17 protein-coding genes are annotated in these 25345 nt (G+C 72.9%); 9 read left to right on the forward strand and 8 right to left on the reverse strand.

All coding sequences use genetic code 11. The features are described from left to right. Positions 1-133: 133 nt before the first annotated feature. Complete coding sequence (locus ACWED2_RS39715; RefSeq protein WP_449695669.1) at positions 134-2839, reverse strand: BTAD domain-containing putative transcriptional regulator; 2706 nt, start codon at positions 2837-2839, stop codon at positions 134-136. Positions 2840-3251: 412 nt separating this feature from the next. Here ACWED2_RS39715 and ACWED2_RS39720 point away from each other — a divergent pair, with 412 nt between their 5' ends. From ACWED2_RS39720 to ACWED2_RS39735, 4 genes are all read left to right on the forward strand, one after another. Next, positions 3252-3941 carry a response regulator transcription factor gene (locus tag ACWED2_RS39720; RefSeq protein WP_449695670.1) on the forward strand — a complete coding sequence of 230 codons (690 nt, stop codon included), beginning with the start codon at positions 3252-3254 and terminating at the stop codon, positions 3939-3941. Further along, complete coding sequence (locus ACWED2_RS39725; RefSeq protein ID WP_449695671.1) at positions 3938-5437, forward strand: sensor histidine kinase; 1500 nt, start codon at positions 3938-3940, stop codon at positions 5435-5437. The genes ACWED2_RS39720 and ACWED2_RS39725 overlap by 4 nt, the downstream gene beginning before the upstream one ends. 341 nt (positions 5438-5778) lie before the next feature. Then, positions 5779-6468: a DUF998 domain-containing protein gene (locus ACWED2_RS39730; protein ID WP_449695672.1), complete on the forward strand. Its 690-nt coding sequence runs from the start codon at positions 5779-5781 to the stop codon at positions 6466-6468. Beyond that, positions 6462-8465 (forward strand): glycosyltransferase, encoded by a 2004-nt coding sequence (locus tag ACWED2_RS39735; RefSeq protein WP_449695673.1) that lies wholly within the window; start codon positions 6462-6464, stop codon positions 8463-8465. Before ACWED2_RS39730 ends, ACWED2_RS39735 begins: the two co-directional genes overlap by 7 nt. A 148-nt stretch (positions 8466-8613) precedes the next feature. On the opposite strand, the gene ACWED2_RS39740 is transcribed toward ACWED2_RS39735, so the two are convergent. Beyond that, positions 8614-9510, reverse strand: coding sequence for an NAD-dependent epimerase/dehydratase family protein (locus tag ACWED2_RS39740; RefSeq protein ID WP_449695674.1), 897 nt, complete (start codon positions 9508-9510; stop codon positions 8614-8616). Next, positions 9507-9689 (reverse strand): hypothetical protein, encoded by a 183-nt coding sequence (locus ACWED2_RS39745; protein WP_449695675.1) that lies wholly within the window; start codon positions 9687-9689, stop codon positions 9507-9509. Before ACWED2_RS39745 ends, ACWED2_RS39740 begins: the two co-directional genes overlap by 4 nt. A gap of 153 nt (positions 9690-9842) precedes the next feature. Here ACWED2_RS39745 and ACWED2_RS39750 point away from each other — a divergent pair, with 153 nt between their 5' ends. Beyond that, positions 9843-11045 carry a PucR family transcriptional regulator gene (locus ACWED2_RS39750; protein WP_449695676.1) on the forward strand — a complete coding sequence of 401 codons (1203 nt, stop codon included), beginning with the start codon at positions 9843-9845 and terminating at the stop codon, positions 11043-11045. A gap of 46 nt (positions 11046-11091) precedes the next feature. Here the strand turns inward: ACWED2_RS39750 and ACWED2_RS39755 are convergent, their stop codons facing one another. Continuing rightward, positions 11092-12483, reverse strand: coding sequence for an endo-1,4-beta-xylanase (locus tag ACWED2_RS39755; RefSeq protein ID WP_449695677.1), 1392 nt, complete (start codon positions 12481-12483; stop codon positions 11092-11094). A gap of 190 nt (positions 12484-12673) precedes the next feature. Between ACWED2_RS39755 and ACWED2_RS39760 the strand changes: the two genes are divergently transcribed. Next, a complete protein-coding gene (locus tag ACWED2_RS39760) occupies positions 12674-15820 on the forward strand; it encodes a S8 family serine peptidase (protein WP_449695678.1) in 3147 nt (1048 codons plus the stop codon). 45 nt (positions 15821-15865) lie between these two features. Next, on the forward strand, positions 15866-17518 hold the full coding sequence (locus tag ACWED2_RS39765; RefSeq protein WP_449695679.1) for an ArnT family glycosyltransferase: 1653 nt from the start codon (positions 15866-15868) through the stop codon (positions 17516-17518). Between the two features lie 41 nt (positions 17519-17559). Here ACWED2_RS39765 and hpxZ read toward each other — a convergent pair whose 3' ends face one another. From hpxZ to biuH, 4 genes are read right to left on the reverse strand one after another with little or no spacing between them, the layout of a single operon-like run. Beyond that, entirely contained in the window at positions 17560-17985 is a 426-nt protein-coding gene (hpxZ, locus tag ACWED2_RS39770) for an oxalurate catabolism protein HpxZ (RefSeq protein WP_449695680.1), read from the reverse strand. Beyond that, entirely contained in the window at positions 17982-19592 is a 1611-nt protein-coding gene (locus tag ACWED2_RS39775) for a regulator (RefSeq protein ID WP_449695681.1), read from the reverse strand. Before ACWED2_RS39775 ends, hpxZ begins: the two co-directional genes overlap by 4 nt. Before the next feature lie 21 nt (positions 19593-19613). Next, positions 19614-20306 (reverse strand): cysteine hydrolase family protein, encoded by a 693-nt coding sequence (locus ACWED2_RS39780; protein ID WP_449695682.1) that lies wholly within the window; start codon positions 20304-20306, stop codon positions 19614-19616. A 26-nt stretch (positions 20307-20332) separates the two neighbouring features. Further along, entirely contained in the window at positions 20333-21031 is a 699-nt protein-coding gene (gene biuH, locus ACWED2_RS39785; protein WP_449695683.1) for a biuret amidohydrolase, read from the reverse strand. A gap of 183 nt (positions 21032-21214) precedes the next feature. On the opposite strand from biuH, the gene ACWED2_RS39790 reads away from it, so the two are divergent. Both ACWED2_RS39790 and ACWED2_RS39795 read left to right on the forward strand, forming a co-directional pair. After that, on the forward strand, positions 21215-21439 hold the full coding sequence (locus tag ACWED2_RS39790) for a hypothetical protein (protein ID WP_449695684.1): 225 nt from the start codon (positions 21215-21217) through the stop codon (positions 21437-21439). A 193-nt stretch (positions 21440-21632) separates the two neighbouring features. Further along, complete coding sequence (locus tag ACWED2_RS39795; protein ID WP_449695685.1) at positions 21633-25289, forward strand: glycoside hydrolase family 3 C-terminal domain-containing protein; 3657 nt, start codon at positions 21633-21635, stop codon at positions 25287-25289. Positions 25290-25345 lie beyond the last annotated feature (56 nt).

Consider the following 25345-nt stretch of genomic DNA (forward strand, 5'->3'; position numbering starts at 1 on the left):
CGGTGGGCTTGCGCCGCTGGTCGCCTTGCGCTCCCGGCCGCCGGTTCGCAACGACGAAGCACCCGAGCGGGAACAGCCGAGCAACCGCAGCCATCGCGCTTCGGAGGTGAACAGGATGGTTCGCCAACCGAACCTACGCATTACTCGTCTGGTCGGCGCCGGCGGCCAACCTCTCCTGCACTCGGGCGTGGCGGAACTGGTACACGCCCCCGGCCTGCCGCAGCACCCCTCGCCGGTGGGCGTCGTCGAGGAAGTGCATCAGGCGCCACGGGAGGCGGCCCGTCGCCGCCAGCCACAGGTGGTGGACGAAGTAGTTGCCCCACGCCCGGGTCACCAGCACCGCCAGCCCGATCCCCGCCCCGAAGCACACGCCCACCACGATCGGGGCCACCGGGTTCGTCGCCGCCGGGAACACCTGGCCGCCCGCCAGCGCACCCGCCACGCCGTAGCACACCGCCGCCACGCCACGGCCCATGAAGAACCCGAACGACGCGCCCGCCACGCCCCCGGCGATGGCCAGCGCCAGGTCGTAGCGGCCGCCCAGCACCGGGAGGAACCGCGTCTGGGCCGTGAACGCGAAGGCCATCCCGTCGAACAGGCCCAGTGACACCATGAACGACACCGACAACGCGATCGCCCCGGTCCGTTCGTTGCGCAGGATCGTCCGCGGGCTCGACACGCGGCTGGCGTCGACCGGTTTCGCCAGCCACACGTGCACCGCGAACACCACGCCGAACACCAGCGCCAGGAAGACGACCAGGCCCGCCGCCAGCGACCAGCCCAGGCCGAGCAGCGCACCCACCGCGGCACCGATGGCGAAGCGGACGGCGAACTTCCGGGCCGCGCCGGCGAAGCGCAGCTCCGTGCGCAGCGGCTCCGGTGGACGGCCGAACCGGTGGGTCAGGTAGGCGGCGCCGCCGAACGACAAGCCGTAGATCGCCGCCAGCGCCGGGCCGTCGTCGACCCAGCCGGTGACGATGAAGAACAGCGCGATCAGCGCGCCCGTCAGTCCCGACCGGGTGCCGGCGGGCACCGCGCGGTACAGCTGCCACCAGGCCAGGTCGCGGCTGCGCGCCCGTTCGAGGTGCCGGGCCAGGAAACCGAGCCAGCGGGTCGCCTGCTCCGCCGTGTAGTGCCCGGACGGGCTCGTCTTCGGGTTCCGCCCCGGCGGCTGCGGCACCTGCGCGTAGGCGTTGGGGACGAACGAGTCCAGCAGCCGCCCTTCGAGGGTTCCGGCGTCTTCGGCGGCGAGCAGCTCCGCGGGATCGGCCGGGGGACGGTCGTAGCCGATCCGCGCCAGGTCGACCATCAGCGGCGTCCGCAGCACCCGGGCCAGCGCCGAGTCCGGATCGCGCCGCAGCCGGTCGGCGACCGGCAGCCAGCGCTCTTCGCCGTGGCGCGCGGACAGGTAGGTGACCGCCTCCCGGCGGTCGACCGGTTCGAGCCGCACCACGGTGGCGGCCGCCAGCACCGTGCCGGATTCCCGCGTCACCTGCTCGTACTCGGCCGAGCGGCAGGTCAGCACCAGCGAGCGCCCGGCACCCATGGTCTGGTCCAGCGCGTCGAGCGCGGCGACGCGCAGGTCGGCAGGCATCTCGTCGAGGCCGTCGAGGACCGGGACGACGTGGCCGCCGAGGACGAGCCGGGTCGGGGCGCCGGCCCCGTACTCGCGGGCGTTGAGCAGGGCCGGGTGGTCGTCGGCGAGCCGGGCCGCCAGCCACCGGTCGAGGTGCTCCCGCCGCGGGTCCCACGACGCCAGCGACAGCAGGACCGGGACCGGCGCGTCCGGGGTGCGGGTGCGTAGCAGTTCGAGCGTCAGCATCAGGGCGAGCACGGACTTGCCGGACCCGGGCTCGCCGAGCACGACCAGCTGCCGCACCGGCAACGCGGTGAACGTCTCCGCGATGTCGTCGAGATCGCCCCGCCGCGCGGGCTTTCCGGCGCGCGCGGCCACCGACCAGCGGAGGAGGATCGGCTGGGGCCGGTGCAGCGACCGCAGCTCGGCCTCGGCGCGCCACTGCCACGTGACGGCTTCGGCCAGCTCGGTGACCGCCCGGTCGAACCGGTGGTGCGGCGGGACTTCCGGCTCGGCGTCCTCGGCGCCGGGCGCGGCCTCGGCGAGGACCTGCTCGTGGAGCCGCCGCAGGTCGGGGTTCGGATCGACGCCGAGTTCGTCGGCCAGCCGGCGGCGCAGGCCGTGGAACACCGTCGAGGCTTCGGCGTACCGGCCTTCCTTGGCGAGGGCCCGCATCAGGAGCAGGTGGGACAGCTCGCGCGTCGGGTGCTCGCCGCAGAACTCGGTCAGCTCGCGCACGACTTCCGCCGTTTCGCCGAGCCGCAGCCGCCATTCGGCACAGAGTTCGACGGCGTCCGCGCGTTGTCCGTCGAGCAGCGCGGCCCGGCCGGCGAGCGTGGTGGTCCGCAACCCGTCGAGCGCCGGGCCGCGCCACAGGGCGAGCGCGGCGCGGATTTCGTCGACGGCGTCGGCGAGTTTGGCCTGCCCGGCGAGCGCCCGCGCGGCGGTGACGTGCCGGCGGAAGCGAAGCGAGTCGAGTTCGTCGGCATCGGTCTGCAGGCGGTACCCGGGCCCGTCGGTGACGATCACCCCGCCGGCCTCGCCGAGCCGGCCCCGCAGCGCGGAAACGCAGTTGCGCACCTGCTTCACCGCGGTCGCCGGCGGCTCGTCCTCCCAGAGCGCGTCGATCATGCGCTCCACCGGGACGACGGTATTGGGGTTGAGCAACAGGACGGCGAGCGCGCGCTGCTGCCGCGGGCTCGCCAAGGCCACCCGGCTCCCGTACGCCTGCACTTCGAGCGTCCCGAGAATCCGGAACCTCATCGCAACCCCCTGGTCGTCAAGGCCGCCCGGCTTCGGAACGCGCAGGTGAAGCGGCGGAGGCCGGCGCGAGGACGAAACGAGGACGGCGTCCGGAACCCTAGGGCCACGGTGGAAGAGGGGGAATGCCGGGGCCGCCCGGTGGCGGGCGCGTCGTTGGGGGTCGCGCCCTCCGCCGGGACCGTCCCGCGGATCCCGCACTCACCGGTGGCGGGTGCGTCGTCGGGGGACGCGCCCGCCACCGGGTCCGCCCGGCCGTGATGCCGGTGCGTGCGCGGGAACCCGGCGCGGCGACCTGACTGCCGAGGGCTTGCGCTGATCACCGCCGCGACCGTCGTGTGCGTCGCCGGGCTTCTTAGCCGTTTCTTAACGCCGCCCCTGGCCGCCGCTCCGCCCGCATCGGACAATCGGCAGGGTGCTGATCGTGATCGCCGACGACGAGGACGCCGTGTGCGACTCCCTGTCGCGCACCCTGCGGTTCGAGGGCTACGCCGTCGAGATCGCCAAGGACGGCCGGGCCGCCCTCGACGTCATCCGGGAGCGGGAGCCCGACGGGGTCATCCTCGACGTCACCATGCCGGTGCTCGACGGCCTGGAAACCTGCCGCCGGCTGCGGGCGGCCGGGAACCTCGTGCCCGTGCTGATGCTCACCGCCCGCGGTGACGTCACCGCGCGGGTGGCCGGCCTCGACGCCGGCGCCGACGACTACCTCGCCAAGCCCTTCTCCCTCCAGGAGCTGCTCGCGCGGGTGCGGGCCCTGCTGCGGCGCGCGCGGTACGAAGCCGTCCCCGAATCCCCCGCCGATCTCCGCTTCGCCGACCTCGCGCTCAACCCGGCCACGCGGGAGGTCGTGCGCGCCGGACGCCCGGTGCGGCTGACCCGCACCGAGTTCGCCATCCTCGAGCTCTTCCTGCGCCACCCGCGGCAGGTGCTGACCCGGTCCGTCCTGTTCGAACACGTCTGGGGGTTCGACTTCGGCAGCAGTTCCAACAGCCTCGACGTCTACCTCGGCTATCTGCGCAGGAAACTGGAGGCCGGCGGCGGCGGGCGGCTGCTGCACACCGTCCGCGGCGTCGGCTACGTCCTGCGCGAGGACCCGCTGTGAGGCTGCTGCGCGGCCTGGGCCGGCGCCGGCTCACCCTGCGCGCGCGGGTCGCGATCCTCTCCACGCTCGGCGTCGCGCTCGCCGTCGTCGTCGTGTCGCTGGCGGGCTGGTGGCTGATGCACGCCCGGATGTACGAAAACCTGGATCTGCGGATGCGCACCGACACGGCCCGAGCCGCGCAGGCGGCGACGCCCGAGGCAGCGCTGAGCACCCTGCACAGCGCCGACGAGCTGCCGGGCAACTGGGCGGTGGACGACGACCTGCCGGACAGCTGGGCGGACGACGACGCGCCACCCGAGATCCGGCGGCTGATCGTCGTCGCCGGCACGCCGCCGCCCTTCGTCGTCCGGTTCCTCGACGGCCACGGGCGCCCGGTGGCCGCCACGGCGGGAGCCGGGTGGCTGGGGCCGGAACCCGCCCCCGCCGCCGTCCGCATCGCGGAGCGCGGGACCGGCCAGGAGGTCGCCGACGCCGGGCCGGGGGACCACACGGTCTACCGCGTGCACACCGCGCCCCGGCCCGGCGGCGCGATCCAGGTCGCCAGCCGCGTCATCGGCATCGAAGGGACGCTCGACGATCTCCGGACCCTGCTCACCTGGATCGGGCTGGCCGGTGCCGCCCTCGCGGGCCTGGTCGGCTGGGGTGTCGCGCGGACGGGCCTGCGCCCGGTCCACCGGCTCACCGGGGCCGTCGAGGAGGTGGCCGAGACGCAGGACCTGGACGGCTCGATCCCGGTGGCCGGGCACGACGAGATCGCCCGGCTCGCCACCGCGGTCAACCACCTGCTGACCGCGCTCGCCGCGTCGAAGGCCGCCCAGCAGCAGCTCGTCCAGGACGCCGGGCACGAGCTGCGGACGCCGCTGACCAGCCTGCGCACCAACGTCGAACTGCTCACCTACGCCGAGCAGCAGGCCGGCTCCGGCCGCTCCCTCGCCCCGGACGACCGGGCCCGGCTGCTGCGGGATCTCGGCATCCAGGCCGAGGAGCTGACCACCCTCACCACCGAACTGGTCGAACTGGCCGCGGAGAACACCGACCCGGAGCCGTCGGGCCCGCTCGATCTGGCCGACGTGGTCCACGGTGCGGTCATCCGCGCCCGCGCGCGGTGGCCGCAGGTGGTCTTCGAGGTCTCGGCCACGCCCGCGAGCCTGACCGGCCAGCCGGGCGGGCTGTCCCGCGTGGTGCTGAACCTGCTCGACAACGCCGCGAAGTGGAGCCCGCCCGGCGGCACGGTGCGGGTGAGTTTGTCCACATCGGACGGACACGCCGAGCTGACCGTCGCCGACGAAGGGCCGGGGATCGACGAACAGGACCGGCCGAAGGTCTTCGAGCGCTTCTACCGCGCCACCGCGGCGCGCTCGATGCCCGGCTCCGGCCTCGGGCTGGCCATCGTGGCCCAGATCGTCGGGACGCACGCGGGAACGGTGGTGGCCGGGGCGGCCCCGGGCGGAGGTGCGGAGCTGCGGGTGCGGCTGCCGTCGGAGCGCGGTTCTTAGCCACCTCGTGTGGCAAGACAAAAGCACCCACGCGCAGCAGCCGCCGGAGCGCGCCCCTTGACCGCCACCTGCGGCAGCAGCACCCACCGAGCGCGGCGGCGGTCCGAGCACGCCTCTTGACCGCCACATCCAGCGACAGCATCCACCGGCGCGCGGTTCTTAGCCACCTCGCGCGCCACCAGCAATCACCCACGCCCGCAGCAGCCGCCAAGGCGCACCTCGCGACCACCACCTCCGGCAGCACCCAGCGCGGCGCGCGCAGCCGCCGCCGGAGCGCGTTTCTTAATCACCTCGGCGGTGGTTCTTAAGGTTCCTTCATCCAGGAGCACGAAGTTCGAGTCGTGTCCTCCGTCGAAACGATCCGTCCCGCTCCCGCCGCACCGCGGCAAGGCCGCGCCGGCGGTCCGTGGGCCGCCGCCGCGATCGCGTGCTTCGGCCTGTCCGTGGCCACCGCACTCCTGCTGCACCTCACCCGGGCCGCCGAGGTCGATCCGGTGCGGCAGGTGATCAGCGACTACGCCCTGTCCGACGGCGCCGGGTTCGCCGTCTGCGTGCTGTCCCTGGCGGCGGGCACCGGGTTCCTGCTGGCCGGGCTGAGCCGGGCCGGGGTGCCGGTGCCGCGGGCCGTCGTCGCGCTGGCCGCCTGCTGGGGTGCCGGCCTGACCGTGTGCACGGTCTTCCCCACCATCCCGACCGGCGCGCCGATGACGTTCTCCGCCGAGGTGCACCGCTACGCGGGCCTGGTGCTGTTCGTCAGCCTGCCGGCCGCGGCCGGGCTCCTCGCCCGCGGCGCCGCGGGCCACCCGGCGCACCGGCGCCTCGCCGGCCGGCTGCGGCGGCACACCGATTGGGCGTGGGCCGCCCTCACGGTCTTCCTGCTGAGCCAGCTGCCGGTGCTCCTCGCACCCTCGCACGGCGTCGACGGCCCGCTGTTCCAAGGGCTCACCGAACGGCTCGTGTTCGTCGTCTACCTCGTCCTGCTCGGCGAGCCGGCCCTCGCCGTCCTGCGTTCCGGGAGGAAATCATGCTGATCCTGGCCATCGGCCTCGCCGCCGCCGGCGCGTGCTGCTTCGCCGGCACCGTCCACTTGCAGCACCGGGCCGTCCGCGGTGCGGACCCGGGTCCGGCGCTGCGGCTGTCCGGGATCCGGGCCGTCCTGCGCGCCCCCGGCTGGTACGCCGGGATCGGGCTCGCCGGGCTGGGCGCCGCGCTGCACGTCCTCGCGCTCACCATGGCCCCGCTGGCCGTGGTGCAGCCGATCGGGGTGCTGACCCTGGTGCTCACGGTGCTGCTCGCGCGGACCCCGCTCACCCGGACCGTCGTCGCCGCGCTGGCGATGAGCGTCGCCGGGCTGGCCGGTTTCGTCGCGCTGGCCGCCGGCGCGACGAACGCCGACCTGCCGGCCCCCGACCTCGGGACCGCGCAGTGGGCGCTGCTCGCCGCGGCCGGGCCGGCCGTGGCGGCCCGGTGCGCCCGCGGCCGGGCCCGGGCCCTGCTGTCCGCACTCGGCACGGCGGTCCTGTTCGGATTCACCTCGGCGCTGATCCGGGCCGCGGCCGTCGCGCCGCTCGCCGGCGGCCCGGCCGTCGCGGTGGTCGCCGAGGCCGTGGCCGCGACCCTCGCCGGCGCGTGGCTGCTGCACCAGGCCTACGCGAGCGGGGCGGCCCCGGTCGTGGCCGGCGCGACCACCGTCGTCGACCCGCTCAGCGCGGTCCTCATCGGCGTCTTCGCCTACGGCGAGCTGACGCCGGGACAGCTCGCCGGGCTGGCCGTGCCGGGGTCGATCGCGGTGGCCGGGCTCGTGCTGCTCACCCGAGCACTGCCGGCGCCCGCCGCGCCCGCACGCCGGACGCGGCGCGACGGCCCGCTGCGCGTCGCGATCACCGCGGACACCTACCCGCCCGACGTGAACGGCGCGGCCAACTTCGCCCACCGGCTGGCCTCCGGGCTGGCCGCGCGCGGGCACGACGTCCACGTCCTCTGCCCGTCGCCCAGGGGCGAGACGTTCACCGAGACGCTGGCCGGCGTGACGGTCCACCGGCTCGGTTCGGTGCGCACGCCGTTCCACCCGACGTTCCGGATCTGCCCGCCGTGGCGCACGGCCAAGGCCGTGCCGGCGCTGCTCGCCGGGATCGAGCCCGACGTCGTGCACACCCAGGCGCACTTCCTCGTCGGCCGCCGCGCGGTCCGCGCCGCCACCGCGGCCGGCGTCCCCGTGGTCGCCACCAACCACTTCATGCCGGAGAACCTGCTGGGCTACGGCCCGCTGCCGCGCTGGACCCACCGGCCGCTGGCCCGGCTGGCGTGGCGCGACCTCGTCCGGGTCTTCGACCGGGCGACCGTGTGCACCACCCCGACGCCCCGGGCGGCCGGGCTGCTCGAACGCAACGGCCTGCACCGGCCGGTGCTGGCGATCTCCTGCGGGGTCGATCGAGCGCACTACGCCGGGCCACCGGCCGGCGCCACCGGCGCGCCGCGCGTGTTGTTCGTCGGCCGGCTGGACGCGGAGAAGAACGTCCGCGAACTGCTGGCGGCCGCCGCCCTGCTGCCGCCGGACGTGCACGTCGAGCTCGTCGGGGACGGCAGCGAGCGCGCCCGGCTGGAGGCGCTGGCCGCCCGGCTGGGCATCGCCGACCGGGTGACCTTCCACGGGTTCGTCCCGGACGCGGACCTGGTCCGGGCCTACCGGCGGTGCGCGGTGTTCTGCATGCCGGGCACCGCCGAGCTGCAGAGCCTGGTGACGATGGAGGCGATGGCCGCGGGCAAGCCGGTCGTGGCCGCGGACGCGATGGCGCTGCCCCACCTGGTGCGGCCCGGGCACAACGGCTGGCTCTACCCGCCCGGCGACGTCGCGGAACTGGCCGGGCGGCTGACCGCCGTCCTGGCCGACGAGCCGGCCCGGGCGGCGATGGGCCGGGCCAGCCTCGAGCTGATCGCCGCGCACGACCTCGATTCCACTTTGGACACCTTCGAAGGGGTGTACCTCGACGTGGCGGTGCGCCCGGCGGCCGTGGCGCCGGCGCGGTGAGCACCGGCGCCACGGACACTTCGTGGGCCCATGCGGGCAGCGGGTCCCGGTGGTGCACCTCCCGATCCGGACCGCCGGCGGCGGCCACGTCCGCTGACCGCGGTCCCGTGGTGGGTGCGGCGAAACCCCCGCGCCGCACCCACCACACTCACCCCGCGGGGAACGCGGTCGGGGCCGGCTCGTAGCCGAGCCGGTCGATCGCCGCGGAGATGTCCAGCGTGCGTTCCACCGCGAACTGGCTGATCACGTACCGGTTCAGCCGCCCGCCCGGGAACACCCGGGCCAGCGGGGACAGCACGCGGGCCGGCAGGTAGGCCGGCCGCACCCGCACGCCCGCGGAGGCCAGCAGGCCGCGCAGGGCCCAGTCGATCGTCACCGGGGCCCGGTCGGCGATGTTGAACACGGCCGGCCACCCCGGTTCGGCCGTGGCGGCGAGCAGGCAGGCGCGGGCCAGACCGTCCACATCGGTCATGCTGACCAGCGCCCTGCCGGTGCCGGGCACCAGCAACCGGCCGCACCGGACGTTTTCCAGCAGCCTCGGCAGCAGGGTCGTGTCCCCGGCGCCGTAGACCGCGTGGGGCCGCAGGACGACCGGATCGCGGGCGATGGCCAGCACGAGCTGTTCGGCCGCGGCCTTGGCGGCCGCGTAGGCGTCGAGGTAGCGGTCCACGGGAGCCTCGTGCTCCTTCGCGCGCACGGTCGGCCGGAACGGGTCGTACACGCTGCCGCTGCTGACGTGGACGAGACGGCAGTCCGGGAACGACGCCAGCACGTGGTGGGTGCCGAGCAGGGTGGTCCGCCACACGTCGCGGGCCACGCCGGTGCCGGTCGCGGACGCCGCGCAGTGCACCACCGCGTCGACGTCGGGCGGGTCGGCGAGCTTGGCCGCCCCGATGTCCCACGACCGGTACGCCGCCCCGCCGAGGTGCCGGGGGTCCGCCGTGGGACGCCTGCCGAACGCCGTCACCCGCCAGCCGGCCGCCGCGGCCGCCCGGCAGACCGCGCCGCCGACGAAACCGGTCGCGCCGGTCACCGCGAGCCTCACGGCCGGCTCGCGGTGATCAGCTCGCGCAGGCGGCCTCGGTCCAGCTTGCGGGACCGGCCCGAGCGCGGCAGCTGCCTGCGGAGCCGCCGGACCAGGCGGGCCGGGTCCGCGTCGTCGCTGTCGGCCACCACGGCGAGCACCACGCTCTCGTCCGCGGTCACCTCGTCGGCAGGGCTCACGGGTTACCTCCCACGGCGGATTCGGGGCTACGGCAGGAGGCTGGCAACGGCCGCTGACCGACAGCTGACGGTTTGCCCCGGATCCGGGCCCGCTGTGCGCCGCGCACAACGAGTTCGCGGCACCGGCCCAGCCCGCGGGGCTATGGTCGGCGGATGCCGGGGCAGCCGCACGCATCCAGGAGGGTCATCCGCGAGGTGGCCGCCGTCGTCCTCACCGAACTGCCGTCGTTCGCCGACCGGCTGACCGAGCGGGGCGCTGTCGAGGAGAAGGCGTTCTACGCGCGCGGGGACCGGGTGGCGCCCGCGGACATGCGGCAGTCGTTCATGGACAACGCCCGCAGTGCGCTGGTCCTGATGACCGAGGGGTTCGGCACGCGGGCCGACTGGCTCGCGGCACCGCTGGCCACCGGCCGCCGCCGCGCCGAACAGGGCGTCCCCCTGGAAGCGGTGCTGCACCTGTTCCGGCTGGGCACCGAGCTGCTGTGGGAGATGCTGCTGGCCGTGGCCCGTCGCCGGTCACCGGCCGAACTGACCGAGTTCGTCGACAGCGTCATGGTGTTGTGGCAGGCGACCGACCGCGTCTCGACGGCGATGGTCGAGGGGTACCGGTCGCGGGAGATCCAGCTGCAGGCGCGGGCGAGCCGGCGCCGGGAGCAGCTGGTCCGGGTGCTCGTCGAGGGCCGGGGCGCCGACCCGGCCGTGGCCGCCGACGCCGAGGCCGGCCTGGGCCTGCCCGGGCACGGCCGGTACGTCGTGGTCCTCGTCGTCTGCGATCTGACGGCCGAGGACCTGGAGCCGGTGCCCGAGCTGGCGGCGCTCGGGGTGCGCGTGGTCGTGGCGCCGTACCGCGACCGGGTGGTGTGGCTGGTCGAGCTGGGCGGGCTCACCGCCGACCGGCTCGCCGGCCTGCTGGCCCCCCACCTGCACCACCGCGCGGGCCTGTCCGGCGAGGTCGACGGCCTGGCCGAGATCGGCATCGCCTACCAGCTGGCGGAAACCGCGCTGCAGACCCAGCCGCCCGAGGTGCCGGGCCTGGCCGTGCTCGACGACCGGCTGCCCGAAGCGCTGGTCGCCGCCACCCCGCGGCTGGCCCAGCGGCTGACGGCGAAGACCCTCGGCCGCGTCCTGGACCTCGAGGACGAGGAGCGCCGGGTGCTCCTGGACACGCTGCGGGCCTGGTTCCGCGCGGACCGCTCCCCAAGCCGCGCGGGCGAGCTCCTGTACTGCCACCGCAACACCGTGCTCAACCGGCTGCGCAAGCTGGAGCAGCTCACCGGGGCGTCCCTGGAAGACGACCGCCACCAGCTGTGCTGCCGCCTGGCCCTGATGGCCCACGACCACCTGCGCCGCGAATGACCCGTCCGCGGAGCTCCGGCTCCGCGGACGGGTCACCCACGCCGGTTCAGGAGGCGCTGCAGCTGACGCCGGGCCAGTTCCAGTTCCCGTTCGCCATGATGGTGACGCCCCAGTTGTTGCCGCTGCCGTTGGGTTTGGCGATCAGCACCTGGCTGCTGGGCCAGCTGGCGTTGATGTTCCAGGTGGCGCTGATCCGGGCCGGGCTGGGCACGTTCATCGTGACCGTCCACGAAGACGAGCCGCTGACCGAGACGTTGAGGTTGTACCGGTCACCCCACGATTGGCCCGCCGAAAGCGTTGCGGTGCAACTGCCTCCGCCCGGTGTCGTGGTCGTGGTGGTCGGGGTCGTCGTCGGGGTCGTGGTGTCCGTCGGGGTGGTCGTGGGGGTCGTGGTCGGGCCGGGGCCGGCGGCGTTGAGGGCGTTCAGCACCGAGTTGTAGGCGGCCTTCTTGTTGCCGTTGCCGTCGAACAGCAGCGGGCTCTCGTTGGACCGCCACGAATCGCTGTCCCGCACGCCCCACACGGTGATGCCGACGCAGCGCGCGACGTTGATGCACGCCTGGGTCAGCGCCGAGTACTGCGAGGTGTTCGAGTTCGTGACGTCGACCTCGGTGAGCGCCACGTCGACGCCGAGCGCCGCGAAGCTGGAGATCGTCTGCTGGAAGTTGCCCGGGACCGAACTGCCGCCGGTGAAGTGGGCCTGCAGACCGACGCAGTCGATCGGCACACCGCGGGACTTGAAGTCCTGGACCATGCGGTAGACGCCCTGGGTCTTGCCGTAGCTCCAGTTGTCGATGTTGTAGTCGTTGTAGCAGAGCTTGGTCGACGGGTCGGCCGCGCGGGCGGTCCGGAACGCGACCTCGATCCAGTCGTTGCCGGTGCTCTGCAGGTTCGACGACCGGCGGCTGCCGTCTTCGTTGAAGGCCTCGTTGACGACGTCCCAGTACGCGAGTTTGCCCTGGTAGTGGGCCATCACCTTCTGGATGTGGTTGATCATCGCGTTGCGGAGGTTGCTGCCGCCCATGTTCTGCATCCAGCCCGGTTGCTGGGCGTGCCAGGCGAGGGTGTGCCCGCGGACCTTCGAGCCGTGGCTGACCGCCCAGTTGTAGATCTGGTCGCCGGCCGAGAAGTTGAACTGGTTCTGGTTGGGCTCGGTCGCGTCCGGCTTCATTTCGTTTTCGGCCGTCACCATGTTGAACTCGCGTGCCGCGATGGTGGTGTAGGCCGAGTTGCTCAGCCGGCTGCCGGCGATCGCCGTGCCGAAATACCGGCCGGACTGCGCGGCCGCGGCACCCAGCGTGCTCGCCGCGGCGTCCGCGCCCGGTGCCGTCACCAGCACGGTTGCGGTCGCGGCCACGGTCGCCACTCCCGCCAGCACTCGAGTGGTGGTCGAGCGCCACCAGCGCCTGCGGCGCAGGTCCGACGAACTTTCCGCCATTCCGTGGTCTCCTTCGTGAAAGTTCCCCCGTGTCAGCAGGACAACACGCCGCCGGAGCACCACGCAAAAAGTTTCGATCGACTTTCGGACCGACACCGCCCGTCCTGGCCGAAACGTTGAAAGTTTCGTGCAACGCCGAAGTCGATCTCGGCACTGTGTACCGCGTAGGCATCCGACTGGGAGGTTTGCTTTGAGCTGGAGACATCCTGTCGCCGCGGTCCTCGCCGCGGCGCTGGCGACGAGCGGCATCGGCACCGCGGCCGAGGCGCGGGCCGCGGCACCGGGTCCCGCCGCCACCCGCACGGTCACGCTCGTGACCGGCGACCGGGTGGTGCTCGCCGGGTCCCGCGTGGTCTCCGTCCAGCCCGGCGCGGGCCGGGCGAAGGTGGCGTTCGAGCAACGCACGGACGTGACCGGGGACGTGCACGTCACGCCGTACGACGCGCTGCCCGGCGTCCGTTCCGGGCAGCTCGATCCGCAGCTGTTCGACGTCACCCGGCTGGTCGCGTACGGCTACGACGACCAGGCCCGCGCCGACCTCCCGCTGATCGTCGGCACCGGCGCGACCGCGGCCCGCGCGAGCGGCCTGCAGGCGGTGCGGGAACTGAAGAGCCTCGGCGCGACCGCGGTGCGCGCGGCCAAGGGGACCAACCTGCTGGCACCGGCGCTGAAGGCCGCCGCGCCGCGGATCTGGCTGGACAGCCCGGTCCGGGGCACCCTGGACCGCAGCGTGCCGCAGATCGGCGCGCCCGCCGCGTGGCAGGCCGGCCTGACCGGCGACGGCGTCACCGTCGCCGTGCTCGACAGCGGCGTCGACACCACGAACCCGGACCTGACCGGTGTGGTCGCCGACGCGAAGGACTTCTCCGGCAGCGCCACCGGCACCGCCGACCGCTTCGGGCACGGCACGCACGTCGCGTCCATCGTCACGGGCCGCGACGCGAAGTACCGCGGGGTCGCCCCGGGCGTCCGGCTGCTCAACGGGAAGGTGCTCGGCGACGACGGCTCCGGCCTGCAGTCGGCCATCATCGCCGGGATGGAGTGGGCCGCGGGCGGCGGCGCCAAGGTGGTGAACCTGAGCCTGGGGACCCGGTTCCCGAGCGACGGCGCGGACCCGCTGTCACAGGCTGTCGACCGGCTCACCGAGCAGACCGGCACGTTGTTCGTCGCCGCTTCCGGCAACGACGGCTGGCAGGTGTCCAGCCCCGGCGCGGCGACCGCCGCCCTGACCGTCGGTGCCGTGGATCGGGACGACAGGCTCGCCCCGTTCTCCAACCGCGGCCCTCGCTCCGGCGACGGGGCGATCAAGCCGGACCTCACCGCACCCGGTGTCGGCATCGCGGCCGCGAAGGCGCACGACAGCGTGCTGGGGACCAGCGAGCCGTCGGTCGACGAGTACCACGTGCGGATGTCCGGCACGTCGATGGCGGCCCCGCACGTGGCGGGCGCGGCGGCGATCCTCGCCCAGCAGCACCCGGACTGGAGGGCACCCGAGCTGAAGGCCGCCCTGATGGGGAGCGCCAAGGCCGCGCCGGGGACGTCGGTCTTCGAGCAGGGTGCGGGCCGGGTGGACGTCGCGAAAGCGGTGACCCAGCCGCTGGTGGCGAGCCCGGCCAGCGTCAGCCTCGGCACCGCGCAGTGGCCGCACGACGACGACCGGCCGCTGGTCACCACGATGACCTACCGCAACGCGGGCACCGCAGCGGTCACGGTGAACCTCACCACCGACGTGCGTGGCCCGGACGGTGTGGCCGCTCCGGCCGGCATGTTCACCGTCACGCCCGCCTCGCTGACGATCCCCGCGGGCGGCACCGCGCGGGCGACGGTCACGGCGGACACCCGGGTGGCCGCCCCGGACGGCGGCTACCAGGGCGTGGTGCTCGCCGGTGACGTGCGCACGCCGATCGCGGTCACCCGCGAAGCGGAAAGCTACGACGTCAAGCTGACCTTCCTGGACGACCAGGGGAACCCGACGGAGAACTTCTCCTACGGCTTCACCGATCTCGATCGCCCTCGCGACTTCGGCGGCGACAGGCTCATTGCCCGGGTGCCGAAGGGGCGGTTCTACTTCCAGGCCACCACCTGGACCGACGACCGGCGGTACGTCTTCGCCGTCGAGCCCGAGTTCGTCGTGACCGGACCGGCCCGGCTGACCGTCGACGCGCGGACCGCCGCCGGTGCCGACGTCCGGTTCGCCGACCGGCCGTCGGCGAAGATCGGCCGGGCCGCCTACGGGTTCGAGCGGGACGCGAGCTGGGGGCGCATCACGTCGTGGATGTACATCCCGGATTTCACGGACTTCCGCGTCCGGCCGTCGACGACGTCGGCGAGCAGTTTCGACCTCGGCGTCGAGGCGCAGGCGGCGGAGCCCGACAACGCGGGCGGGTTCGGCGGCAGCGGCTACCTGTACAACGTGCGGACCCACTTCCGCGGCTCGATTCCGGCCAGGCCGGTGGTCGCCGTGCGGGACCGGGACCTGGCCCGGGTGCGGACGGAAGCGGCGGTCACCAAGCCCGGCTCGACCGGCACGCGGGAAGGCATGATCACGCGCCCGCTCCCGTACGGGCTGGACGAGTTCTACTCCCCCGGCGAGGAGTGGTACCCGCTGTTCTCCGAAGACGGGGTCAACCTGCTGCTGGACGCCGCGCCGCGCAGCTACCGGCTCGGCCGCCCGGTGCTGGAACGCTGGAACGCCGCCGTGTTCGGTCCCGCGTTCCCCGCCGGGCCGCGCAGCCGCGCACTCCGGCAGGGCGACACTATCGGCGTGTCCGTGCCGATGTTCACCGACCAGCACGCCGGCCGGATCGCCGACGGCACTCCGGTCGCCGCCGCGCACACCACCTTGTCCCGCGACGGCAAGGAGATCGGCGCTTCGGCCACCGCCGGGCAGGGCACCTTCGTGGTACCACCGGAAATCGGCGAGTACGTCCTGCACGCCGACGCGACGCGGGACAACGCCGTGTCGTCGAAGATCGTGGCGGACTGGACGTTCACGTCGGGCACGGTGCCCGGCACGACAGCGGCGTCCCTGCCGTTGCTCGCCGTCCGGTACGCACCGGCGGTCGACGCCCGGAACCGGGTCCCGGCCCGGCTCCCGACGTACGTCCCGATCACCGTGGACGACAACGCCGGCGGCACCGGCAAGCTGACCGCGCTGAGCGTTTCCCACGACCGGGGCGCGACCTGGCACGCGGTGCCCTTCACGGATCAGGGTGCGCTCCTCGTGCACCCCGGCGGCGCGACGACGGTGTCGCTGAAGGCGACCGCGACGGGTCAGGCGGGCAGCAAGGTGGAGCAGACGATCATCGACGCGTTCCTGCTGGCCGGGAAGGGGTAGGTCCGGCGGACTCAACCATTCCGGTCGCCGGACGTCTTTGACGAGGTGATCATCGAAGCGATCCGGGAGGACGTGCCGCCGCAGGCCGGCGCGCGTCCTCCCGGCCGGTGGCGGAAGTGGCTGCTCGCCTTCGCCGTGTTCGCGCTGCTCGCCGAGATGGCGATCGCGATGATCACGACGGCCGTCGAGCAGACCCCGACCATCGACGAGCCGGTCTACGTGGGTGCGGCGGTCTATTCCCTGGAACACGGGAGCCTGCGGTACAACCCGGAGCACCCGCCACTGGGCAAGCTGCTCATCGCCACCGGGCTCGCCTTCGCGGACGTGCACGTCGACGCCGGTTTCGCCGGTGACCAGACGCAGCTCGGCCGCTACGTGCTCTACGAGTCGGGCCACGACCCGGGCCGGCTGATGCTGCTGGCCCGGCTGCCGGTGATCGTGCTGACGCTGCTGTTCGGGCTGGTCGTCTTCGCCTTCGCCCGCGATCTGGCCGGCCCGGCCGGCGGCGTGGTGGCACTGGTGCTGTATGCGCTTTCCCCCGACCTGATCGCGCACGGCTCGCTGGCCACCCTCGACGTGCCGATGGCCGGTTTCCTGGTGACGTCGGCGTGGCTGCTGTGGCGCGCCCGGCGGCGTCCGGTTCTTTTCCTCCCGTTGGCGGGCCTGGCGCTGGGCGCGGCGGTGGCCACGAAGATGAGTGCACTGGCCGCGGTTCCGGTGGTGCTGCTGCTGGTCGTGCTCTCGGTCCGGCATGGTCCACAGAGGACGCTGCGGCGCCTCGGGATCGGCGCCGCGGCGGCACTCGGCGTCGCGCTGATCGCGGTCGCCGTGGTGTGGGCCTGCTACCTGGTCGTCGATCCGCGGCTGCGGTGGGCGCCGCCGCCGGGGCTGCCGCCGCTCGAAGGCCTGCGGTCGCTCGCCGATCTGCTGCCGCTGCCGCGGCCGTACCTCGACGGGATGCGCGTCCAGTTCGGCTTCGAAGACCAGGTGTGGACCACGTTCCTGTTCGGCGGGCTCCACGTCGGTGCGCTGTGGTACTACCTCCCGGCCGCGTTGCTGGTGAAGACCCCGCTGGGCACGCTGGCGCTCTGGGCGGCCGGGATCGTCGCGATGGTGGCGGTGCCCCGGCTGCGTCCGGCGGTGCCGTACGTGCTCGTTCCCGCGGCCGTGTTGCTGGCCTCGGCGATGACCGGCAGCCGTGACCTCGGCGTCCGGTACGCGCTGTTCGTGCCGATGTTCCTGGCCGTGGCGGCGGCCGGGGTGGTCGCCGTCCGGCGCCGGTGGGTGCCGGTCGCCGTGGTGGCCCTGGCCGCCTTCACCGCGGTCAGCTCCCTGCGCACGTTCCCCTACTACCTGCCGTACTCCAACGAGGCGTTCGGCGGCCCGGCGCGGACCCACCGGCAGCTGCACGACTCGAACGTCGACTGGGGCCAGGACCTCGGCCGGCTGGCCCAGGTTCTGAAGCAGCGCTACCCGGGTGAGCGGGTGTGGCTGGTCTACAAGGGCAGCGGGGTCCCGTCGTTCTACGGCATCGAAGCGGCGGACCCGCTCACCGTACCCGCGGACGAGGTCCGCGGCCTGCTGGTGGTGTCGGATTCGGCGATCGCCAAGGCGGACGACCGCCTGGGCTTCCTGCTCCGCACGAGCACCACGGTCGACGAGGTGGGCCACTCGATGACGATCCACCGCCGCCGGTGAACGAAACAGCACCTCCCGATCCGGCAGCCGGCTCCCTGCCACTAGCCGGTCTCGGCGCTGATCTCCGAGACGTGTGCGCTGACGATTCGCCAGCCGGCCGGCATCCGCACCCACGTTTGGCTCTGCCGGCCCACGACCGGCCGGCCAGGGTAGCTGAACAGGGTGGTCACCACGGCGGTGTCGGTGCCGAAGGTGGTGATCAGGGTGTTCTGCGTGGCCCGGCCGTCGAGCGGTCCCTGGGTGGCGCGCCACGCGCGCAGCTCGTCGATGCCCTGCTGGTGATCGGCGATGCCGAACCGGACGGTGGCCGGGCTGGCCCAGAACGACTCGTTCAGCACGGCGTGGTCGCCGGCCGACAGCGCGGCTTCGTAGCGTTCGAACGCCGCCGACACCTCGGCGCGCACAGCCGGATCGTCGACAACGGGGCCGGTGGTCCCGAGCTCGGCGATCCGGTCGGCGGTGTTCATGAGGCGGATGCCGCGGGCTTCGCGTCGATCAGGTCCGTGACGGCTGGTTGCGGCTCGGTGCCGGCCGCCGGATCGCGGTGGAACACCGCGAACACCGCACAGACCACGGCGAAGAACAGGTAGCCCACCGCGACCTGGCCGCCACCCGCGTTCCAGCCGACCTGATCGGCGTGGATCAGCCCGACGAACGACAGCACCGCGCCGGCCGCCGCGTACCCGGCGGCCCACCAGAACTTCTTGTCGATGAGGAACGCGGTGATCGCGCCGAGCACCAGTCCGGCCAGGATGGCGCCGTCGCCGAGCAGGTGCAGGCCCTGGTAGACCACGCCCGCGCTCTCCAGGGCGGGTTCACCGACCTTGGCCGCGCTGGTGCCCGCCGCCGACAGCACGTTGTCCATCTGGCCGGTCGCCCACGCCGCGACGTTGGGGATGATGGCCATGACCACCGCGACCGCGTGCGGCCGCGGGACGACCCGGAAGGCCTGCGCGCCGATCAGCAGGCCGATGTACAGCAGGATCGGCACGATCGCCGGCACCGGCAGGAGCGCGCTGAGCAGGCCGAACAGGCCGCCGAAGCACATGAGCGCGATGACGACGCCGGTCAGCATCGAGTACGCCGTGCGGCCGCCGACCTCCTTCCACCCCGGGTGTCCGATGTAGACCGCGGGCGGGAACGGCGAGCCGAGCGCCGAACCGACGATCGCGCCGATGCCGTCGGCCAGCAGCACGCTGCGCAGGTTGAAGTTGTCGCCCGCGGCCGCAGCACTCTCCACATTGGTCATGCCCTCGGTGAAGTTGTAGATGCCCAACGGGATCGCGGTGGCCAGCAGCGGGCCGATCTCGGACAGGCCGTGCCCCAGCAGGTCGAACCGGAACGACGGCAGGCCGGTCACGATGTCGTGCGCGGCCGCGGAGACGTCCGCCGGGTGCATGTAGCCGCCGATCCAGCCGATGCCGGTGCCCACCACCAGCGCGGCCAGCCCGATCGGGATGCCGAACGGCAGCTTCACCCCGGCGAAGAAACCGATGAGCAGCAACGCGAACACCGGCAGCGCGATCCACGCGGCCGCCCACATCTGGCCGGCCGGACGCATGGAAATGAAGGCGATCGAGATGCCGGCGAGCGTACCCAGCATCGCCGCCTGCGGCGTGAACCGCCGGATGTAGGGGCCGACGAACGCGCCGGCCAGCACGATCAGCCCGATGATGAACGACCACGCGAGGCCCGCCTGCCACGCCCTGATCGGGTCGTTCGTGCGCAGGTACACCGGCAGCATGATCACGAACGTCACGATGAACATGTGCGGCACGCTGGGCCCGTAGGGCATGGCGGTGACGTCGGTGCGGTTCTCCTTGTGGGCCAGTCGTCTGCCGAGCCAGGCGTAGTAGACGTTGCCGATCAGCAGCTGGATGCCCAGGGCCGGCAGGATCACGCCGTACACGTCGCCCGACGGGATCTTCGCGACGCCCAGGCACAATCCGGAGAGCACCAGGACGTTCACCAGGACGTTGAAGCCGAGCCCGAAGAACGCGTTGAGGTCACCGCCGACCCACAACGGCAGTTCGACATCGGAATCGGAGCGGCGGGTGCGCGTGAAGATGGACATGACCGGAACCTTTCCGCGAGCTCAACGGGCCGGGGTGGCGAGAACGGAAATCGCGGCGAGGTAGGCGGACGACGGAGCGACCCAGCCGAAGATGCCGCCCTGCGCGGAGATCATGGCCAGACCGGCGGCCTGGAACTCGGGGAAGTACGAACCGACGCAGTCCGACAGCACCAGGCATTCGTAGCCGCGGTCGTTGGCCTCGCGGACGGTGGTGTGCACGCAGACCTCGGTGGTCACGCCGGTCACCACCAGGGAGGTGATGCCCGCCGCGGACAGCATCGCGGCGAGCTCGGTGTCGTAGAACGCACCCTTGCCCGGCTTGTCGATCACCGGTTCGCCGTCGACGGGCGCGAGCTCGTCGATGATGCCGTGGCCGTGTTCACCGCGGACGAGGATGCGGCCGTTCGGCCCGAGATCGCCGATGCGCATCGACGGGCGGCCGCGCTCGAGTTTGGCCGGCGGGCAGTCGGACAGGTCCGGCAGATGGCCCTCGCGGGTGTGGATCACCATCACGCCGGCGGCGCGCGTCGCGGCGAGGGTTCGCTGGAGCGGGGCGATGACCCCGCGCAACCGGCTCACGTCGTTGCCGAGCGTTTCGCCGAACCCGCCCGGTTCGACGAAATCGCGCTGCATGTCGATCACCAGGAGCGCGGTCGTGGTCGGCTCGAACAGGAACGATGTGGGGTCGGCGTCGACCTCGAGGGGAGTGCTCATCGGCTGTCGGGCCCTTTCGTCTTCGATCAGTCGTCGGTTCTGGTCGCCCCGATCACGGCGTCCGAAGTGGCCACGGCCCCGAACACGCCGCCCTGCATGGTCACCATCTTCAGCGCGGCCGCGTGGTTGCCCGGGTCGGTCGCGCCGGTGCAGTCGGACAGGATCAGGCATTCCAGGCCGCGGTCGTTGGCCTCGCGCATCGTGGTGTGCACGCACACGTCGGTCGTGATGCCGGTCAGGATCAGGTGGCTGATCCCGTTGGCGCGCAACACCAGATCGAGGTTGGTGGCGTAGAACGCGCCCTTGCCCGGCTTGTCGATCACGACCTCGCCGGGCACCGGCGAGACCTCGTCGACGATCTCCCAGCCCGGTTCGCCGCGGACCAGGATGCGCCCGGCCGGCCCCGCGCTGCCGATCTCCGCGCCGATCCGGGCCGAACGCCAGCGCTTGTTGGGCGGCAGGTCGGTCAGGTCCGGCAGGTGACCCTCCCGGGTGTGAATCACCAACATGCCCAGATCCCGGGCGTGGGCAAGGAGTTTCTGCGTGCCGGGCAGGCCGGCTCTGGTGAGTTCGAGGTCGTAGCCCATCCGCTCGACGTAGCCACCGGGTCCGCAGAAGTCGGTCTGCCAGTCGATGCACAGCAGGGCGACCCGGTCGATCGGCACCTCCGTGTCGTAAGGCCAGGGGTAGGGATCTGCTTGAACCGGTCCTATCCGCGCGGTCATGGCTGTCGATTGTCGGCCGCTTCATTTCCAATGGGACCGTAGTGAGTTACGTCTCAGTTACCAGCCTCAGGTCGCGAGTGGCCGGTGCGTGGCGTATCAGCCGATGCCGGTGCGGGCCTTCGATCTTCCGGCCCCACCGACTTCGATACGCCCTGGCCGCCGAGCCAGCACGACGCCCTGCTGGTGACCCAGCCTGCCGGGTGGGTCCGCCGGTGGTGGCAGCGGCGGTCGGCCATCCTCTTCCGGCTCGACAGCAAGCTGCCGCTGTCGGAGTACCGGCCGCTGGTCGGCAGGCTCTGGGGCGCCGAGGCCGGCCGCCTCCTGCCCGGCGAGGTCCCGCCGCACGGCGCCCGGCCGGCCGATGCCGAACCGGCGTCACCGCGCCGCCCGGTGCGGCCGCCGGGGTGAAACTTTCAGCCGCCGCCGGGCTCCGGCCAGCGACGACGCCGGCGCGGCGGTGAATTGCTTGCCAGAACCGGATCCCTTGCGAACGATGGTCACGGACCAGCCTGCGAACCGGCGGTTCCCCTCGGCCGGCGGCGCGCCAGTCCCCTGGCTCGGCCGGAGCACCCAGCCCATCGACTTCTGCGACGGAGATCCGATGTCCTTGCGCTTCACCGGCCGGCGGCGGGTACGGCTGACCGCCGCTCCCCTGCTCGCCGTCACGATCACCGCGGCCACGCTCGTGCCCGCCGCGTCGGCGGCCCCCGACGGGCCGGCCACGCTGCCGGTCTACCGCGACACGCACTACAGCTTCGCCGAACGGGCCGCCGACCTCGTCGCGCGCATGACCTTGCCCGAGAAGGTGCTGCAGCTGCGCACCAACAGCGCGCCGGCCATCCCGCGGCTCGGCGTGCAGCAGTACACCTACTGGAGCGAGGGCCAGCACGGCCTCAACACGCTCGGCGCGAACACCGACGACGGCCCGGCGACCGGCGGGGTGCACGCCACCAGCTTCCCGACCAACCTCGCGAGCACGATGTCCTGGGACCCGGACCTGATCCACCAGGAGACCACGGCGATCTCCGACGAGGCCCGCGGCATGCTGGACAAGTCGCTGTGGGGCGTCGCGCAGAACAACATCGGCCCGGACAAGAACAACTACGGCTCCCTGACCTACTGGGCGCCGACGGTGAACCTCGACCGCGACCCGCGGTGGGGCCGCACCGACGAAGGGTTCGGCGAAGACCCGTACCTGGTCGCGAAGATGGCCGGGGCGTTCGTCAACGGCTACCAGGGCCAGACCGCCTCCGGTCGGCCGACGACGCCGTACCTCAAGGTCGCGGCCACCGCCAAGCACTACGCGCTCAACGACGTGGAGAACGACCGGCACGCGGACTCCTCGGACACCACCGAAACCAACATCCGCGACTACTACACCCGGCAGTTCCGGCACCTGATCCAGGACGCGCACGTGTCCGGCCTGATGACGTCGTACAACGCGATCAACGGCACGCCGGCGCCGGCGAACACCTACACGGCGAACGCCATCGCCCAGCGCACCTACGGCTTCGACGGCTACATCACTTCCGACTGCGGCGCGGTCGGCGACGTCTACGCGCCGGGCAGCCACAACTGGGCGCCGCCGGGCTGGACCACCAGCACCGCCGGCGCGGCGACGCAGTGGACGAACACCGCCACCGGCCAGAAGGTTTCCGGTGCCGCGGGCGGCCAGGCGTACGCCCTGCGCGCGGGCACGCAGCTCAACTGCACCGGCACCGAAGCCACCGTGGCCAACATCGAGGAGGCCATCAAGGCCGGGGTGCTGTCCGAAGGCGTGCTCGACACCGCGCTGGTGCACGTGTTCACCATCCGCATGCAGACCGGCGAGTTCGACCCGCCGGACCGGGTGGCCTACACGAAGATCACCAAGGACGTCATCCAGAGCGCCGAGCACCAGGCGCTGGCCGCGAAGGTCGCCGCGAACTCGCTGGTGCTGCTGAAGAACGACCCGGTCGCGGGCACCCGGGCGCCGCTGCTGCCCGCCGACCCGGCGAAGCTCGGCAGCGTGGTCGTCGTCGGCGACCTCGCGAACAAGGTCACCCTCGGCGGCTACTCCGGCGAGCCCGCGCTGCAGGTCAACGCGGTGCAGGGCATCACGACCGCGGTCAAGGCCGCCCGCCCGGACGCCACGGTCACGTTCGACGCGTGCGGCACCTCCACCGGCACGACCACGGCGGCGAGCTGCTCGGCGGCGACCCTCGCCGCGATCAAGACGGCCGACCTGGTCGTGGTGTTCGCGGGAACCGACGGGAACGTCGCCACCGAGGGCCGGGACCGCACCACCATCGCCATGCCCGGCAACTACGACTCGCTGATCGACCAGGTCAAGGCGGCCGGCAACCCGCGGACCGCGCTGGCCGTCCAGGCGGGCGGCGCCGTTTCCCTCGGCCACGCCGAAGGCATCCCGGGCATCGTGTTCAGCTCGTACAACGGCGAAAGCCAGGGCACCGCGCTGGCCGACGTGCTGTTCGGCAAGCAGAACCCGAGCGGGCACCTGAACTTCACCTGGTACGCCGACGACTCGCAGCTGCCCGACATGAAGAACTACGGGCTGACGCCGTCGCAGACCGGCGGCCTCGGCCGCACGTACCAGTACTTCACCGGCACGCCGGCGTACCCGTTCGGCTACGGCCTCTCCTACTCGAAGTTCACCTACTCCCGCGTCCACGCGGACACCCGGTCCGTCGACGCGAACGGGCAGGTGACGGTGCACGTGGACGTGACGAACACCGGCACCACCCCCGGCGCGACCGTCGCCCAGCTGTACGCGGCCACGGCGTTCACCGTGCCCGGCGTGGAACTGCCGCGCCAGCGGCTGGCCGGCTTCAAGAAGACCGATGTGCTGGCCCCGGGCAAGACCCAGCACATCGCCATCCCGGTGCGGATCGGTGACCTGTCCTTCTGGGACGAGGGGAAGCGCCGCGAAGTGGTGTACCCCGGGCAGTACCGGTTCGGCGTGGGCGCCGACTCCGCGCACCTCGACGGCACCGCCGCGGTGGCCGTCACCGGAGGCCTCAAGCCGAAGACGAAGTACGTGACCGTGCAGCCCGGCCAGGTCGTCTTCGCGCCGGGCCAGAAAATCGACCTGACCGCGAAGAACCCGTGGATCGCCGACGACACCGCCCAGGCCGCGCAGCACGTGCCCGCCGACCACATCGTCGAGGCCGTGCACGACGACCAGTCGTTCGTCGACCTCTCGCGGGCCCGGATCGGCTACCACAGCAGCGATCCGCGGGTGGCCCAGGTGAGCCGGACCGGCCAGGTGACCACGGTGGCGCCCGGGGTCGCGACCATCAGCGTCACGGTCGACGGCGTCACCGGCACCACGCCGGTGGTGGTCGAGCAGCCGTTCACGCTCAGCGCACCGGCGCAGGTGAAGGCGGGGACGACCTACCCCGCCACCACGACGCTGCCGAACCCGGCGGGCGCCCGGCCGTTGCGTGACGTGGCGATGACGCTCAGCGTGCCCGCCGGCTGGACCGCGAAGGCCACTTCGCCGTCCACCTTCGCCACCGTGCCCGCCGGGCAGACCGTCAGCACCACCTGGGAGATCGGCGTGCCGGCCTCGGCGCAGCCGGGCAAGTTCGACGTCTCGGCGCAGGCCACGTTCACCTCGGCCAACGGACGGGGCACCTCGGTGGACGCGACCACCGTGCTGCTGCCGCACCCGCCGTACCCGTCGCTGGCCGCGGCCCGCAACAACGTGGGCATCAGCGACGACGCCACCCCCGGCGCGGGCAACTTCGACGGCGGCAACGCGAGCTTCTCCGCGCAGGCACTGGCCGCGGCGACACCCAGCCTGACGCCGGGCGCCACGTTCACCCACAACGGGCTGACGTTCACCTGGCCCGACGCCCGGCCGGGTGAGCCGGACAACGTGGTCGCGGGCAGCTCGGCGGGCGGGCAGACGATCGCGATCTCGGGCTCCGGAACCACGCTGGGCCTGATCGGCGCGGGTGACTACGGCAGCCCGAGCGGAACGGCGACGGTGACCTACACCGACGGGACGACCGAGTCCCACTCGGTGAGCTTCGCGGACTGGTGGTCCAACGCGGCCACCGGCGGCGACATCCTCACGACGTTGCCGTACCTCAACAACAGCAACGGGCGGCTGGACCAGCGGGTGAGCCTGTACTACGCCCCGATCCCGCTGCAGCCGGGCAAGACGGTGCAGTACGTGACCCTGCCGGACATCAGCGACGGAGCGAACATGGGCACGGCGGCGATGCACATCTTCGCGATGGCGATCGGCTGACCGAGGGGCCCGCCGTCGTGAGTGGTAATTCGGGTTCTAACCCGAATTACCACTCA

The sequence above is a fragment of the Amycolatopsis sp. NPDC005003 genome, from assembly GCF_053600695.1.